Source organism: Bacillus sp. G402 (assembly GCF_051172515.1).
Classification (GTDB): domain Bacteria; phylum Bacillota; class Bacilli; order Bacillales; family Bacillaceae; genus Bacillus; species Bacillus altitudinis.
The window spans coordinates 764161-780640 of sequence record NZ_JBPIZC010000001.1 but is presented as its reverse complement, the minus strand read 5'-3'; the positions used below and the strand labels follow the sequence as shown (position 1 = coordinate 780640).

The 16480-nt window shown below is 38.0% G+C and carries 17 protein-coding genes; 14 read left to right on the top strand and 3 right to left on the bottom strand.

Going from position 1 to position 16480, the window contains the following annotated elements:
* The first annotated feature begins 19 nt into the window (after positions 1–19).
* From ACSBQP_RS04175 to ACSBQP_RS04165, 3 genes are all read left to right on the top strand, one after another.
* Entirely contained in the window at positions 20–1120 is a 1101-nt protein-coding gene (locus ACSBQP_RS04175; protein WP_435028211.1) for a BclA C-terminal domain-containing protein, read from the top strand.
* 244 nt (positions 1121–1364) lie between these two features.
* Entirely contained in the window at positions 1365–2477 is a 1113-nt protein-coding gene (locus ACSBQP_RS04170) for a tetratricopeptide repeat protein (RefSeq protein ID WP_008343950.1), read from the top strand.
* A gap of 462 nt (positions 2478–2939) precedes the next feature.
* Entirely contained in the window at positions 2940–3161 is a 222-nt protein-coding gene (locus tag ACSBQP_RS04165) for a hypothetical protein (RefSeq protein WP_008343948.1), read from the top strand.
* A gap of 39 nt (positions 3162–3200) precedes the next feature.
* On the opposite strand, the gene ACSBQP_RS04160 is transcribed toward ACSBQP_RS04165, so the two are convergent.
* Positions 3201–3896: a YoaK family protein gene (locus tag ACSBQP_RS04160; protein ID WP_008343947.1), complete on the bottom strand. Its 696-nt coding sequence runs from the start codon at positions 3894–3896 to the stop codon at positions 3201–3203.
* Positions 3897–3930: 34 nt separating this feature from the next.
* A complete protein-coding gene (locus ACSBQP_RS04155) occupies positions 3931–5796 on the bottom strand; it encodes a DNA ligase D (RefSeq protein WP_335358077.1) in 1866 nt (621 codons plus the stop codon).
* Positions 5797–5911: 115 nt separating this feature from the next.
* Here ACSBQP_RS04155 and ACSBQP_RS04150 point away from each other — a divergent pair, with 115 nt between their 5' ends.
* Positions 5912–6760, top strand: a complete 849-nt coding sequence (locus tag ACSBQP_RS04150) for a Ku protein (RefSeq protein WP_008343945.1) — start codon at positions 5912–5914, stop codon at positions 6758–6760.
* Between the two features lie 28 nt (positions 6761–6788).
* Here ACSBQP_RS04150 and ACSBQP_RS04145 read toward each other — a convergent pair whose 3' ends face one another.
* Positions 6789–7232 carry a DUF2188 domain-containing protein gene (locus tag ACSBQP_RS04145; protein WP_007499382.1) on the bottom strand — a complete coding sequence of 148 codons (444 nt, stop codon included), beginning with the start codon at positions 7230–7232 and terminating at the stop codon, positions 6789–6791.
* Positions 7233–7391: 159 nt separating this feature from the next.
* On the opposite strand from ACSBQP_RS04145, the gene ACSBQP_RS04140 reads away from it, so the two are divergent.
* From ACSBQP_RS04140 to ACSBQP_RS04095, 10 genes are all read left to right on the top strand, one after another.
* Positions 7392–7865, top strand: a complete 474-nt coding sequence (locus ACSBQP_RS04140) for a VOC family protein (RefSeq protein ID WP_008343944.1) — start codon at positions 7392–7394, stop codon at positions 7863–7865.
* A gap of 48 nt (positions 7866–7913) precedes the next feature.
* Positions 7914–8327 carry an Rrf2 family transcriptional regulator gene (locus tag ACSBQP_RS04135; protein ID WP_008343943.1) on the top strand — a complete coding sequence of 138 codons (414 nt, stop codon included), beginning with the start codon at positions 7914–7916 and terminating at the stop codon, positions 8325–8327.
* Positions 8328–8462: 135 nt separating this feature from the next.
* Positions 8463–9314, top strand: coding sequence for an SDR family oxidoreductase (locus ACSBQP_RS04130; protein ID WP_255835939.1), 852 nt, complete (start codon positions 8463–8465; stop codon positions 9312–9314).
* A gap of 253 nt (positions 9315–9567) precedes the next feature.
* On the top strand, positions 9568–9966 hold the full coding sequence (locus ACSBQP_RS04125; RefSeq protein ID WP_435028210.1) for an uberolysin/carnocyclin family circular bacteriocin: 399 nt from the start codon (positions 9568–9570) through the stop codon (positions 9964–9966).
* Positions 9967–10036: 70 nt separating this feature from the next.
* Complete coding sequence (locus ACSBQP_RS04120; protein ID WP_435028209.1) at positions 10037–10693, top strand: YIP1 family protein; 657 nt, start codon at positions 10037–10039, stop codon at positions 10691–10693.
* Between the two features lie 39 nt (positions 10694–10732).
* Positions 10733–12331 (top strand): M48 family metallopeptidase, encoded by a 1599-nt coding sequence (locus ACSBQP_RS04115; protein WP_435028208.1) that lies wholly within the window; start codon positions 10733–10735, stop codon positions 12329–12331.
* An 83-nt stretch (positions 12332–12414) separates the two neighbouring features.
* Positions 12415–12939: a stage II sporulation protein M gene (locus tag ACSBQP_RS04110; protein ID WP_435028207.1), complete on the top strand. Its 525-nt coding sequence runs from the start codon at positions 12415–12417 to the stop codon at positions 12937–12939.
* Positions 12940–12982: 43 nt separating this feature from the next.
* Entirely contained in the window at positions 12983–14671 is a 1689-nt protein-coding gene (locus ACSBQP_RS04105) for a hypothetical protein (protein WP_309173070.1), read from the top strand.
* A gap of 10 nt (positions 14672–14681) precedes the next feature.
* Positions 14682–15422, top strand: a complete 741-nt coding sequence (locus ACSBQP_RS04100; protein ID WP_142155163.1) for an ABC transporter ATP-binding protein — start codon at positions 14682–14684, stop codon at positions 15420–15422.
* A 328-nt stretch (positions 15423–15750) separates the two neighbouring features.
* Positions 15751–16467 (top strand): (Fe-S)-binding protein, encoded by a 717-nt coding sequence (locus tag ACSBQP_RS04095; RefSeq protein WP_035700904.1) that lies wholly within the window; start codon positions 15751–15753, stop codon positions 16465–16467.
* The last annotated feature ends 13 nt before the right edge of the window (positions 16468–16480 follow it).

Sequence of the window (16480 nt, the reverse complement as noted above, 5' to 3'; positions counted from 1 at the left end):
TTTGAAAGTAGTGTGAGACATGTGCGCCCAACTTAATATGTGTGGAGGAATAACCGGTCCAACGGGAGCCACGGGTTCAACGGGAGTAACTGGCCCGACTGGAGCCACGGGTTCAACGGGAGTAACTGGCCCGACTGGAGCCACGGGTTCAACGGGAGTAACTGGCCCAACGGGAGCCACGGGTTCAACGGGAGTAACTGGCCCAACGGGAGCCACGGGTTCAACGGGAATAACTGGTCCAACAGGAATAACCGGCTCAACGGGAGTAACCGGTCCAACCGGCCCGACTGGAGCCACGGGTTCAACGGGAATAACTGGTCCAACAGGAATAACCGGCTCAACGGGAGTAACTGGCCCAACCGGAGCCACGGGTTCAACGGGAGTAACTGGCCCAACGGGAGTCACGGGTTCAACAGGAGTAACTGGCCCAACTGGTGCAACGGGCTCAACAGGAGTAACTGGTCCAACGGGAGCCACGGGTCCAACAGGAATAACCGGCTCAACGGGAGCCACGGGTCCAACAGGAATAACCGGCTCAACGGGAGTAACCGGTCCAACCGGCCCGACTGGAGCCACGGGTTCAACGGGAGTAACTGGCCCAACGGGAGCCACGGGTTCAACGGGAATAACTGGTCCAACGGGAGCCACGGGCCCAACGGGAGTAACTGGCCCAACGGGAGCCACAGGTGACACAGGTCCAACCGGTACTAGTTTAACAACTAACTCGATGTACGCATCCAATACGTCGGGAAGTACGGTGCTGGTTGTTTTGGGCGGAACGGCAGTGACGCTGCCTAATAACCAAAGTTTAGATGGATTTACCGTAAGTGGTGGTAATACGGTGTTTACTGTACCTGTTTCAGGACGATATTTCATCACGTATCAAGTAAATACAAACGCTGCACTTCTGGCAGGAACAAGAGTAATTAACAACGGAACCCCCATAGCAGGGTCTATTTTAACACCTGCTTTATCTACATCTACCTACAATGTATCTCTCATTACAACACTTGCAGCAGGGAATCAAATTTCTCTTCAAATATTCGGTTTAGTCGCAACCGTAGTATTACTTGGCGGGGGATCTGTTGGAGCGGCATTAACCATTATCAGATTGGAATAAATCCAAAAAGCCCAATAAGGGCTTTTTTTTCAATTCAACCGTGCCTTTAATAGAAAAAAGACGGAATTTTTAGTGTATACATCATTGACTAGGAGAAAGAAACGCAATAACAAAGGAATCGGTTATTGAAGATTCAAGTGATTCATATTAAAATGATGTCAAATGGACGAATTAGCAATTGCTAATAGAAGTTCCATATTTAGTGAAATCATGTGGTGTAGCTGAAGGTGATTGGGGGTGTAGAATGAGCAAAGTTCCTGTGGCGGAATTGGCATCACTATTAAATGACTGGAACATGGAAATCAAAAAAGATCATGCAGATGAGGCAGAACGGCTATTTGCTAAAGCGAAACAGGCAGTAGAGGAAATTGATGATGCTGACATCCTCATGTATTATTCTCTTCTAGAGAAAAGGCATCATATTCTGATGTACAATTTAAGAGGGCAAAAAGGCAATGTTTCAACGAAAAGTATAGAAGGCCATTATGGGAAAAAAGATGATGATTTGTCTAATCGCCTTGCTTATTATTTTGATTTTTATGAGGGTGTGTATGAACAGCATCAGGGGAATTATGAGGTTGCATTACAGATGTATCAAAGTGCGGAAAAGCTCTTAGATAAAATTCCGAGTGAAATTGAACGCGCTGATTTCGATTTTAAGGTCGCGTGGCTTTACTATCGCCTGAGTCATATTATGCTTTCATTAAGTTATATTCGCAGGGCTCTACACGTCTATAAACGTCACAAGCAATATGAAAGAAGAACTGCACTTTCATATTCTCTTATTGCAGCCAACCTTACAGAGATTGGCAGGTACGAAGAAGCGCTTGAGAATTATCGTTTGGCGGAAGAGGTGTTGACGAGCGAACAGGATGATTTTATGCTGGCTCAGCACCATCATAATGTGGCCATTTTATATTCATTTTGGAATAAACCGAAAGAATCCATCAGCCATCTTGAAAAAGCATTGTCTCATCAAGAGTATTATGATTCAGATTTCTTTTTCCATTCTACGTATCTGATCAGCCGGGAACTCTGTGTGATTGGTGAAAAGCAGCGCGCAAGCCAGTATATAGAGGCTGCATATGCACGAATAAAAGATGCTTCTCATGAAGTGTTTCAGCTCAAAATAGGCATCGTACATGATCTTTACTTAACGAATGTGCCACAAAGATTTCAGCAAATTAATGAGAAATTAAGAAAGTTAGAAGAAAAGAATGAATATCATGAAGTGAAAGAGCTTTCTCACTTTGCTGCAAAGTATTGTGAAAAGCAAGCACTTTATGAGCAGTCTGTTTTTTACTTGAATAAAAGTTTAGAAGCGGATTTACATATGAAAAGAATGGGGTTGATATAAGATGAAAACAGGATTAAAAGTATTATTCGTTGTGGGTTTAGCGGTCGCTGCGGCTGTTTTAACTGAAAATGTAGCGGGTTCTTTCGAAGTAGCAGAAAAAATCATTGGTGGTTAATCACCCAATCATATCTCGCCCTTGTTGATGATCATCAGCAAGGGTTTTTTATATGGGTGAAAATAGGCTCTTCTTATTAAACGCTGCAAGAACGTTTAATAAGAAGAATTCGCAACAAAGGGGGTGTGCAAATTTGTTACCTGCTCCATTATTCTAAATAAACATAGGGCAGAGCAACAAGTTAAAAAGGTCACCTTTCTTTGCTTAATTTAATTTTTTGCAGGACTTTTCATTCAAATTTCATCAAATTGGTCTATAGTACATAGAAATTGTTACAAAAGAGGGAACACCGCTCCATTTGTCACGCATATGATGAGATGAAGTGTAAGTTGAAGGCAGGTGATTGTATGGATCCACGGGTGTATGGAGGCTTTCATGGCGGCGGTTTTAGCGGCGGAGCAGTGGGACCTCATATTGGCTTTGGCGGGTATTATGTGAGCCCTGGCGTGTTCTCGGGCTTAGGAGGTTACCCTGGATATGGAGGGTTCGGGACGTTTTCTGGATATTCTCCATATGGCTCCACATTCATTATGGGGCGTCCTCCTGGTTTTTATGTAAGAAGTTATTAATGTTTCATCACAGTGATTGAAATAGCCATCTAAGATTGGCTATTTCAATTGGTGAAAGTGCTTAAATGTAGCTGTGATCACAATAACCCCTAGGATGCAAATAGGCAGCCAAATGATGATAAACGGATCGTAAGCATCTGTATACGCAGCTAAAGCAGCACCTAGGCAGTAAAAGACAATAGAACCGATTCGCAGCAAGCTCACATGCTGAATAGGGGCTTTTCTTTTTTCCCGATTTGATAAGCGTTGCGCCAAATCTTCAAATAAGTTAGCAAGTGTACTCGTTAAAACTGTTGTAGAAATGCCAGCGACATTTAATTTGCGTGCGGCCGCCGTTTGCATGCCCATCGCCATACTTAAAAGGATAATCAGCATAAAATAAGCACCTTGCGTATAAGGAAAAATGGTCATAAGAGCAAATAGAAGCAAGATGATGACTTCTATGATAAAGATGCGTGTAACGGCTTTTGGCCAAAATGTTTTTTCTTGTTTTCCACCTATGACAACAGCTAGTAAAACACCTAGAACAAATCCGCTAAGTGCCGTGATGGAATGAAGAGCGGTTAACTGCAATGAACTGCCTGCTGCAATGCCAAGCAGTACAATATTTCCCGTCATATTTGCTGTAAACACATGCCCAAGGCTTAAATAGCCAATAACATCCACTATTCCTGCGGTAAGACATAAGAACATCAGTGCAATGTTTCGTATTGAGTGTGCGGTCAAAATAGTCATCCCTTTCTTCCTCTCTAATGAATAAGTGTAACGCTTAATGACCGCGTGTGTCCATTTTATGAGCTGGTAATATGTCCTGCAGCTGATATAAAACTTGTCGAAAAGAATCATCATTCACATGGTGCCTCATTTGACGGAATGGATCGCCTTTTTCCTTTAGACGTTTCATAACAGCCGGCATCGTAAATAAAGAAGGATGACATTCTTCGCTATTTAATTCTTCCCATTCAATCGGTGTTGCAACAAGTCCAAGCTCGTTTCCTCTCGGGGAATACGGGGCGATGATTGTTTTTCCAGCATCATGTTGAAGGTAGTCTAAATATAAACGGTTGCCGCGGTTTTTCTTTAGACGCTCTAGCGTAAACAGCTCGGGTGCTTGTTCGCATAAAAATTGGCAGATGAACGCAGTGAATTGTCTAGTTTGTTCATATGTGAAGGCATTTTTCTTCAATGGGATATAAACTTGCAGCCCTTTCCCACCACTTGTTTTAATAAATGCGGTGAGAAAGAGTCCATCTAAAATGGCCTTGATTCGTTTGGCTGCTTCTATTGCTAGGTGAAACTCTTTAACAGAAGGCGGATCTAAATCAAATACAATTTCTACAGGCCGATCTGTATCTCTCGTTTCAAAAGGAATATGAAATTCCATCGCCAGCTGGTTACCAAGCCAAAGCAACGTGTCAGGATCATTACAGATTGTGTAAGAAATATCGTTCGCTTGATCTGTCTCAACAAAATCAGGCGCATAATCGGGCGTTGCCTTTTGATAAAAAGATTCTCCACCAGTGCCATGAGGAAAGCGTATTAACGTAAGACGTCTTTCACGTAAAAAGGGTAATAAAAAGGGAGCGGCTTGCCTCAAATAAAGTAAGTAATCTGCCTTTGTGATATGAAGGGCAGGTACAACCGGTTTCTCTGGGTGGGTGACGTCAATCATAGCTGGGAGCGGATAAAGTTGTTTGAGCATGTGTTGAAAGGTACACGTTGCTGGATCTGCATCGAATAAAAACGAAAAGAACCGGGGCTCTCGTAAGGCTGATCCATCAAAAGAAATACAGGCGATCTTTGCGACAATGGATGGTGGGATTTCATAATGTGATGCTCCAGTCATTTGACCTTTGGTTAGAAATAAGGTGCGCAGGGTTTGTTCTTCTTCTTTAGAAAAACCATGCTTAAATTGGACAACCTCTAAGAGATTCGTTTCTTGATAAAGACATCCTTGAAAATAGCCATTGTCTTTATCAAAACGAGTCACGATGACAGATACATACCGCCAATTTTTGATTTTGAGCCATTCTTTCGAGCGGGTATGTTCCTGCCATTTACTCATCTTCTTTTTAGCAACTAATCCTTCCGCTAAATAGGTCAGCATGATTTTTTTCATGTCATCAGGGCTGGTATCGGTTTGGATGATTTGAAGAAGAGAGGGGTGATTCAGCTGAACGGAGGGAGGAAGATTTGCAGCTTGGAACACCTCATGCAGCTCAGCTTTTCTTTCAATCAGCGGTAAATCAACGAGGGATTTCCCTTTGCATCTCAATAGATCAAATGCAATCAAATGACATGGAAACCGCTTAGCCTGGCGTTGAATGGTTTCTGTGTTTTTCAGGCGGCTTCTTTGCTGAACCTTTGTAAAGTCGCTTTCTTGTTCACTCAGTAAAAAGACCAATTCTCCATCTAGGGTCAGCGGTAAAAAAGGTGCAAGCTGCTTTGTTAGTTGCTGGCACTGATCAATGACTTCAGGAAATTGTTTGTTTAATCGTTTTCCCGCTCTGCTCTCTAAATGGATGGCGTCTTTTTCCCATATAAGAATGGCCCTAAAGCCGTCATATTTTAATTCATACAGCCAGTCTGCTCCAGCAGGAATATCATGTGCAGACGTTAAACGCATCGGTTTCATTGTGTTTTTCACTTCCTTACATCATGTGTTCTTATGGTGGGATGAAATTTTCATAAACATACATAACTCTGATGAAAACATTACATAGTAAGAAGAAAAGAACGGAGGCGTTACGATGCATACAGTATGGAAGGGCGGCATTAGCTTCGGACTGGTCAATATTCCAGTCAAGCTGTTTACCGCTACAGAAAACAAAGATATTAAATTAAGACAGCTTCATAAAGAATGCCATACGCCGATTAACTACAAAAAGGTTTGTGCTAACTGCGGCGAGGAGGTAGCGCCAGAGCAAATTGTAAAAGCGTACGAGTATGCCAAAAATAAATTCATTGAATTGGATGAGGAAGAACTCGAAAGGCTGAGAAAAGAAAATGAAGAAAAAGCCGTCGAAATTATTGATTTTGTGAAGATAGAAGAAATCGACCCCATCTATTATGAAAGAAGTTATTTTCTATCTCCAGATACCGGCGGAGCAAAGGCTTATTCATTATTAAGAAAAGCGTTGCAAGAATCAGGGAAAATCGGTGTAGCCAAGATCATGATTCGCTCAAAGGAGCAATTAGCGATTGTTAGGTGCTACGAACATATTTTACTAATGGAAACCATTCATTTCCCTGACGAAATTAGACAAGTATCAGATGTCCCGAATATCCCGCAAGAGGAAAACATCGTGAAGAAAGAATTAGATACGGCACTCCTTTTAATTGAGCAGCTGACCACCACATTCGATCCAGCCGCTTATCGCGATGAATACAGAGAGCAGCTGATGAATGTCATTGGAGACAAAATCTCTGGAGAACATACCGTTCAGCCAGAAACGACAGGTAAAAAAGAGGCTTCATCCAATGTCACCGATTTAATGGCCGCTTTGCAGGCTTCTATCGATCGATCAAAACCGGCAAAAACGAAAAAAGCAGCACCTAAGAAAAGAAAAGCACCCGCTAAAAAAGAAAAGAATGCATAAAGAAAAGACCGCTCGCCAAAGGGCGGTCTTATTTTGGCTTCACCACATCCTGAATCGTCCCGTCTGTTCGGTGGATGACAACTGCTGTTCCTTTTTTAGATGAAATCTCTTTCGCGCGGTCGATGGCTTCCTGTTTCGTTTCTTTTACCTCACTTGCACGCTTCGCTTTTTCAGTTTGAACCGCCCAGCCTTCATCATGTTTCACGACATGCTGCGCATGATCCATGAGCTCAGGTCGTGCAGAGCTGCTTTTCTTAGAAGGAGTCACAGAACCATGAGAGTGAAAGTCCTCCATTTCTTTTTCCGTCGCATTCTTTTTCCACTCTTTCGCTTGATTGATCGCAATTGGAATCGCTCTACCTTCTTCATAGCCTTCCTGCACCATTTTGTTGGCAATCTCAAGTGCTTTTTTTCGAATGACTTTGTCTAGTGATTGGAATGAAGCTGGATAATCTTCCATTGTCCAAGGCATATTGAACGCTCCTTTCTTTTATTTGAACACCTTCCCCCATATGCAATGGATCAAACATTTAACCATCTCAATCCAATGGCTTGGTTGAAATACATCGTTTTGCTGAGGAAGAATGTTTTCAATTCCTGCACAATAGAAGATAGTAAAGGAGTGATTGAAATGATGATGAAAGGCTTGTATGAAGCACATTTACCTGTGAGTGATTTGAAGGCATCCATTTCTTTTTTTGAAAAATTGGAATTAACACTTGCTCATGAAAATGAACGAGTGGCCTTTTTATGGATTGAGAAAGGAAAGAGCTGGCTCGGCCTTTGGAAGGTTGATATGTCCACTGTTCCATATCATCCAGCGACGCGACATGTGGCCTTCCAAATAGAAACATCCAACATTGAGCAGATCAAAGAATGGCTGATAGAAAAAGGGATCAGCATTCATCCGATGTTTGGTTATTCGGAAGAGCAGCAGCCTTTAGTTCTTGATAATCCGCCACAATTTCATGCCGCGATTTACTTTCTTGACCCAGATGGCAATTTGCTTGAATGCATAGCACCGCTTGAAATTGATGCAGGAGAACATCATGAGATGATGACATTTGAAGATTGGGAAAGAAAGAAACATCCGTTTATTGATTGACAAATGCATTCATTGTAACTATATTGATTACAACGGTGGTGAAGGAATGTGAAACAAATTAGCAGCAGGTATACCATTGCTGTTCATATCTTGTCATTTATTGCGGGTGTTTCAAAAGAGTGCACAGGGGATTTTATTGCAGAAAGTGTCAATTCAAATCCAGTCATTATCAGAAAAATGATGGCTATGCTCAAAAAGGCGGATCTCATTGAGATTCGCCGAGGAGTTGGCGGTGCTTCCTTAAAAAGGCCGGCAGAGGACATTACTCTACTAGATGTGTACCGGGCTGTGGATGTAAGCGCAGATGAAGAGTTATTTAACTTTCATCAACCAGTCATTGCATGTCCAATTGGTCAAGCCATGGATACGAGACTGCGGCAAGAACTTAAAGAAGCACAGTCCGCACTTGAGCATCATCTTAAACAAGTGACAATTAAGCAATTATTAATCGAGGCGGAGTAGAAAAAGCTCATACATAGAGCTTTTTTTACCCCTTTGTTGTAACCATTTTGATTATAACGAATGATCTGATGCAAGAAACCAGCTGCTTCATACATGAAACATCACCGTTGAACGAAAAATGAGGAGGTCAAATCAATGACATTATTAGTGACAGGTGCAACAGGACAACTTGGATCGCTCGTCGTCAAACATTTGCTCGCAAAAGTACCAGCTGAACAATTGGCGGTCAGTGTTCGAGATCCGCAAAAAGCAGTCCATCTAAAGGAAGCTGGGGTGGATGTGCGCAAGGGAGACTTCACACAGCCGGATACACTTCAATCAGCGTTTCAAGGGATTGATCGCCTTTTGATCATTTCGTCTGGGGATGGAGACCGCGTGAAGCAGCATATCAATGCCATCCAAGCAGCGAAAGCAGCGAATGTGTCATTTATTGCTTATACAAGTGTTGTCAATGCAAGAGAAAGTCAGCTTAACCTAGCACATGACCATGCAAAAACAGAAGAAGCAATTTTGGCCTCTGGCATACCTCATGTTTTTCTAAGAAACAATTGGTATGTGGAAAATGAAAAAGATACGATTCTGGCATCAGTGAACGGAGCGCCGTTTATCAGCCCAATTGGTGAAGGTAAAGTCGGCTGGGCAACAAGAAATGACTATGCAGAAGCAGCAGCAAATGCGTTAACACTGCCGGCACATGATCAGGAAATCTATGAATTGTCAGGACCGCTTCGCACACACACTGAACTTGCACAAATGGTCAGCAAAGTGAGCGGGAAAGAAATCAAAGTAGAGCACATGGATGTAGATACATTTGGAGAATTTTTAGCGTCAAATGGTGTACCGAAAGAAGCTGTTCCATTTGTCAAAGCGATGCAAAGCGGAATTCGCGATGGGGCATTAGCAGTCGAAAGCCATGATTTCGAAACCTTATTAGGTAGATCCTTAACACCTATCAAAGAAAAAATTCGTGAAATGATTTCAAAATAAATCTTCTCAATCGCCCTTAAAGGGCGATTTTTTTCATGGAGACTACATGTTTATATAAAAAATGATACATTGAAAGGGCTATTAATTATGTTGAAGAGACATTTAATGACGCATGACGTAACCTATACCCGTAAGAGTTAACAATCTTTTAACATTGAAAATAGTTAAATAGTATCTATTTTTTTACATGATAATGTTGAACTCTAATTTTATTTATTGTAATATTAGATAATAATAGGAGGAGGTGGTAATTATGGGAAAAATTAATAGTAAATATTCTAAAATCCTAGCCGCTTTTGGGATGGTCTTTTTATCTGTTTTAGTGATGTTTGGAACTATTGGGTCACCAGTGAAGTATAATCAAAACGAATTTAGTAATTCTAATATCCAGAATTTAGAAAAATCATCATTAGAAGTGAACCTTGCCAAAATCATTAATAAACATAGTAAAAAGACTACTTGGAACCAGGCTCAAAAAAAGGCATCCAAAATTGTCAACATGGTGATGACGGGGTCTGACGTTGCTACGGCAATATCTACAGTGTTAGGTCTCTTTTCATTTGGAACCATAACGGCTATCGCTTGGGCAGCAAGGATGTCATTAAAGTGGTATATCAAACGAAAAGGTAAAAAAGCAGCTGTTACATGGTAAGTAATGAAGAGTAGTTATGATTCTCATAACTACTTCTTCTTTACTAATTACGTATAAGGGGAGCCGTGTGGTGAAAGGAATTGTAGAGGGCGTCAAATCATTCGTATCTGTATTATTTGAACCAGTAGCTTTATTTAATAAAATAATTGAAAGACCCAAGAATTTTTATCCGTTCATTTTAATTATGCTAATCGGAATATTTTTAGTGCTATCCACTTCACAATTTTTAATACAGGAAATTTCTCACCTGTTTGAACTAGAAGACAAGTTGTCTAATTCAGCTATCATTATTGGTATTTTCACTTTTATTATAAGTGGAGGATTACTTATAGAGTGGCTGATTCAATCAATTGTCATCTATTTTATGGTATCACTGTTTTCTACTGAAACCCGGGAATTAAGAGCGGTATCCAGTATTATCGGTTATAGTTGGGTTCCTATAGCCATTAAGGTGTTTTCTTTCTCGTTATTAGTTATGTTTTCTGGAGAATTGTACGAGATTAAAGGATTTTCTGGTATATTAAAAGATACCGATAATTCTCTTTTAAGCAGCTTTTTAAAAAATATAGATTTTTTTGTCATTTGGCAGTACATAATCATGTATTTAGGTGTGAAAATTTTGTTAAGGGGTTCTAGTAAGTGGATGTCCATAATGATTATCGCTTTCACCTTCTTACTAAACACAATTTTAAAAATAATTCCAGAGATTTTCACTTCATTTATGTAATTGTTTTAACCCTATAATCAGTTAGTAGGATGTGATGAAATGTTACGAAAAGCCTCACTTTCTTATTTTATTGCAAGCATTATTACAATAATAGTCATTTTGATTGAAGTTGGTATCCGTTCAGCAGTTGTTTCTCCATTTGTTCTACTTGATTCGAACAAAAATAACAATCCAAAAGTGTTAATCTCCCATTCCCTTTATCAAGGTGATTTTTTATTAACCTATCAAGAAGATCCCTTCAAAGATCGATCAGAAGCAGCCTTTCAATTGGGGGGAAAGCAAATACATTTCACGGAGATTCCATCTAGGGATGGAATTAGCACAATTGAAACTGAAAAATTAATAAAAGATAAGGCAACAGTTTTTCTAAGAAGAGGTTTTGAACCTATTCATGATGATAAAATCAAGATGGAACAGGTATCGCAAAATCCTTTTTTCTCTAAATACAATCTAATGAATTTAACAGAAACTACTAAGGTCAAAACAGGTTTTAAGCATAATACCATATATATTATATTAATTACGTTAATGGGAATTCTTTTTCCAGCTATGTTATTTTTATTTTTTAATCTTCATGAATCTATGAAAAACCTATTCACATTATTTATTCCCTTTGTTTTAGCCATTTTTCTTCCCTTGGGATTAAATTATTATTTCTTAATGGGATATGTGCTATCAATAACAGGCTCTTATGTATTAAGCATTATTCTCTCTATACTTGTACCTAGTTTCCTGTCAATTTTATTGACAGCTTATTCATTTGAGTATACTACAAAAGATACGCCTGAAGATTTAGAAGAAAATGAAGGCGCGTCAGGAAATTCGTTCTTAATGAATGTTAGGGAGCAAGTTGTTTTGTTTGGTGCTGTCACCTTATCTTTGTTATATTTCGGATCATATTTATTACTTCCTTTGTCATTTCAAGCGAAGATCATGGATAACCTTTTTCTATTTTGTGGCTGGTACTTCGCCCTAATCATATTATTTATTTTTGGTTACTCAATCATTCAAAAAATAATAAACAAATATGAACTTTTAAATACGGAAGCATTCATGAATATTCGCAAGGATATTGAGAATAAGACAAACCAAAAGGTAAATATTTGGGTCAAAAAAGACTCTAAACAGGATGTGAATGCCTGGATATATTCTTTTAAACTTCCATTTAAAAGAAGAGTCGATGTGTATGTGACAGAAGGGTTGTTAGATAAGTTTGAAAAAGATGAAATTCGCGCCATCTTATACCATGAAATGGGGCATGCGAAGTTAAAACATGCGCATTATACCATGTTTCTAACTTTGATCGTAACATTATTTATGGGCATCAGTATGTATTATGCCAGACAGGTGATGCTTGCTAACGGATGGTGGCAATATGTTCTTATTTTCCCAGTAGGAGTAATTCTCATGATCTTTATTACGGAATGGTTGCCAAAGAAAATCAGCCGGTTATTTGAGATTCAGGCTGATAACTTTGCTGTTTCCCATCTTGAGAATAAAACACTGTATCTCAATACTTTGATTAAATTAAGCAGTCTTATTGAAGAAGAAGATGGAGATTATGGAAGAAAGTCTGAATGGCGTGAAAGTCACCCCTCTTTTGAAAAACGAATTGAGAACATAAAGAAAACCAATTGAGTCAACAAGGTGATTATATGAAGATTAAACTGTACCATTCCAATTATAATTGGCTAAAACTATTTATAAAGAGAAATTTCCGGGTGTTGAAGCTAGCTTTATTAGTTGTTTTTATTAGCTTTTTCGGTACTGTATTATTCTTATCGATTAACAATGATATGAACGTGACTACCATTCCCCTTTTGGAGGAAGGGATTAGTGATAGTGAGAATGATGTTTTTGCTGTTTGCTTCTCAATTTTTTCGCATAATTTCATTATCTTGCTGCCAGCGTTAATTGGGGTTTTTTCACTCGGTTTTTTATCAATAATATATGTTTCCTTACAAGGATATTTACTTGGAGTATCCATCTATAGCATCTCTCAAACAATGTCAATTTCAACTGTAATTAAATTCACAATATTTCATGGGATTTTTGAGATGATTGCTATAGCTCTAGTCACTGCATTTGCTATAAAACCTGCTGAAATAGCGATTGAATCCATTCGTGGAAATCGGAAATTTATACAGAAGCAGGACTTAATAGATATGGTTGTCCTACTTACTATGTATATTATTTTTTTATTCGCAGCGTCATTGATTGAAGGATTAATACTCCTAAATATATGAAGTTAGTTTTAAATATCATTTTGATGTTTAGAGGTAGATGGATATGAGAGAAATTTATTTGATTAACAAATATAAATTTAGAAGTATCTTAAACAGGTTTTTGTATAACCATAAAAATGGGGGAATGCATAGTGTTTATCTCCCATTTCTTGTAGGAAGTATCATCATCACTGTTACTTTGACTATTGTTAATTTTTTTACTTCTTATACAGTTGAATTTATGCTTGAGAATTTAGAACCATTAACTAGAAAAGAGCAAAGTGAATGGGCCTATAGACTATTTTCATTAATAATATTGTTCATTCTGACTAGCAATGTTTATTCTAATGTGTACCGTATGCTAGATCTTAAAGACTTTAAGTTACTATCTTCTATTGTTCCATCTGTTAATAAAATAATACTCAGTAAGTTAATTGGGCGTGAATTATTTAAACGTTTACTACTCTTCGTAATATTCGTGCTCTTTTTCATTCATATAGCCACAAAGCTGAACCTTAGTTTAGCAACTGGGATGTTTTTATTTCTTTTTATAACTCCTATAATATTAATTGTAGCAACGTTAAAAATCTATATAGTGATGAAAATAATTTCTGCTAAAGTAAGTAAAAGAATTGGATTGAATTATAGCCTGTTTCTTTTATTCACAAGAATAATAATAATTATACTCTTTTTTTCTGTTCTTTTTCCTTTTGTTGAATATATACCTAGTAGCTTGGTGAGGGAAAAATACTTATTAATTTACAACCATTATATTATCCAGTCTTTACTAGTATTCTTTAACCCATTTCATTTTATAAGTGATAAATGGACAATTCTCTCTATCTCCCTTTTTATAGGGATTTGTATTTGTTTGTTAATGGGTAAATCTTTAAAACATTTAGAAGTCTATACATATATTGTTTTTTTTCAGCGGAATAATTCCAATGTCTCTGGAACAGAGATAAGAAACAGCTTATTTAACTTGTATTTGTCCAGATTGCCTATGGTTCTAAAATATCTTAAATTTATTTCATTTTTAACAAGGAAAATTGTTGAAAAAGATTATAAACATTTTCAAAGAATCCAGATGTATAGATTTAATCAAACATTTTTATTAATTACCTTTCAATACATATTGATATTTATACCTTATTATCTTTTAGCCTCCAAAAATATTTCTTTTATAGAGGGAAATCATTTATCGATCTTTGCTATTCTCCACCTTTCAGGAGCCGTCATGGTAATCCATAGACTCTTTAATAGATTTTCGCCCGACTTTGAAGGAAAAAGTTTCGTTTACCTTTTACTTACTCCTGTGAGAGTAGAAGAAATTTGCTTAGCGAAGGTGCTTAGTTTGTTAGGAGTTGCACTGCCTTTTTCAATTATTGTTAGTTCAGCAACCTGTTTAGTATTTCACGTCAATTTCTTATTAATTCTTCCTTTAAATCTATTAACTACGGTTGTTACAATACTGATTGCTCTAGTCTCCAGTATTACCTTCCCGAATTATGAAAGAGAAACCTATCTGGATTTGCCTAGTACAAGGTCCAGTATCATGAGTAAATTTTTGTCGAGTTTATTTATTATCATTGGGAGTTTAATCATCATGCTCTCCAAAAATTCTTTGTTAACCGTAATATTATTTTCATGCATGGCATTTATGATTAGCTCAATACTCTTCCACTTATGCTGTAAAAAATTAACTAATTCAGAATTTAAAAACTTCGCATCTTTAAGTGAATTTAGTGAGTAAGGATGATTATATGTTAAATGTAGTGAATATTTCAAAGTCATATGACAATATACCTGCGATTAAAAAAATAAGTTTCCACATAAGTTCCGGTGAAATTTTAGGCTTATTGGGTTCAAATGGTGCGGGTAAAACGACAACTTTATCTATATTATCAGGATTAATGAAACCTGACAGCGGATTTGTAAGTTTATATGAAGTTGAGGATCCCAATGAATATAAGTCTCAGATTGGCTGTGTATTTGATGATTTAAGTCCCTATGATTATTTAACAGGTAGGGAATACGTAACCTTCATGGGTGAATTAAGAGGAGTTCCTTCTAATCAAATTGATCTTTTTATTTCCGAACTGTCCCAACTACTCTTTCTTGAAAGAAAAATTGATTTCTTAATCAAAACCTATTCAAAAGGTATGCGTCAAAAAATTATATTAATGGGTGCCTTAGTTCATAATCCGGTTCTTTTAATTATGGATGAACCATTTACAGGATTAGATCCAGAAAGCATAAAGGCGATTAAAGATTATTTAAAAGCCTTTACTAATAAAGGAAACTCCATCATCTTCAGTACTCATATACTTGAAGTAGCAGAAAAGTTATGTGACAGACTAGTAATAATTGAAAAAGGAAATTGTATTGCCACCGGTAGCTTGGAGGAAATAAGATTACAAGACAGTCAAATGAATGAAAATACTCATAGTTTAGAAGAAGTTTTTCATATGTTGACACATTCTTATAGTAATTTTAAAGAGTGATTGGTTTGAGAAATCACATAATAACATTGAATACAACACTAGTAAACGTAGTAAGTACCTTAGATACATTCTTCATAAATAGTAATATAATCCTTTGGGAGCCTTTTTTCATTAACATCTATAATTAATACCAAAAAATAAACATCCAAACGCCCTTTTCATAGGGTGTTTTTTTCATTTAGTCACACAAGCATGATGTCCAAATTTTAGACAAATCCGTTCGTTGAAATTTCAGAAATTTGGGATTAAAATGAAATGAAAGTCTATTATTTAGTCGTCAGATGACCAGATATAAATCAAGGTGCAGTAAAAGAAAGGAAGTTCGCCGATGAGAGTCAGTTTATTTGTCACCTGTATCATTGACACGATGCAGCCACATGTAGGAAAGGCGACTGTTGAGGTATTAGAGCGGCTTGGTGTTGAAGTGGAATTCCCTGAAGAACAAGTGTGCTGCGGGCAGCCCGCCTTTAACAGCGGCTATACAAAAGAAACAATCAAAGCGGCCAAAAATATGATGAAAGCCTTTGAATCAGCTGAATATGTCGTCACACCATCAGGTTCTTGTAAGGCCATGTTTTTAGAATATCCGCACCTTTTTAAAGAAGACCGAGCGTGGTTCGCCCGTGCTCAGGCACTTGCTGCGAAAACATATGAATTAACGGAATTTATTGTTGATATATTACATGTAACAGATGTAGGAGCGAGTTTGAAAGGAAAAGCCACCTATCATACCTCCTGCCATATGACGAGACTGCTTAGAATTAAGGAAGCGCCTTTCACACTGTTATCAAATGTCAAAGATTTGGTGATGGAACCATTGCCTCGCGCTGAAAATTGCTGCGGATTTGGAGGAACTTTTTCAATCAAAATGACACCCATTTCTGAGCAGATGGTCGATGAAAAAGTACAAAGCATAGAGGAGACAGGCGCTGAATATATCATCGGTGCTGACTGTGGATGTCTGCTGAATATCGGGGGAAGGCTGAATCGTCTTCATAAGCCAGTTAAAGTGATGCATATCGCAGAAGTGTTGAATAGCCGCTGAAGCTAAGAGGGGG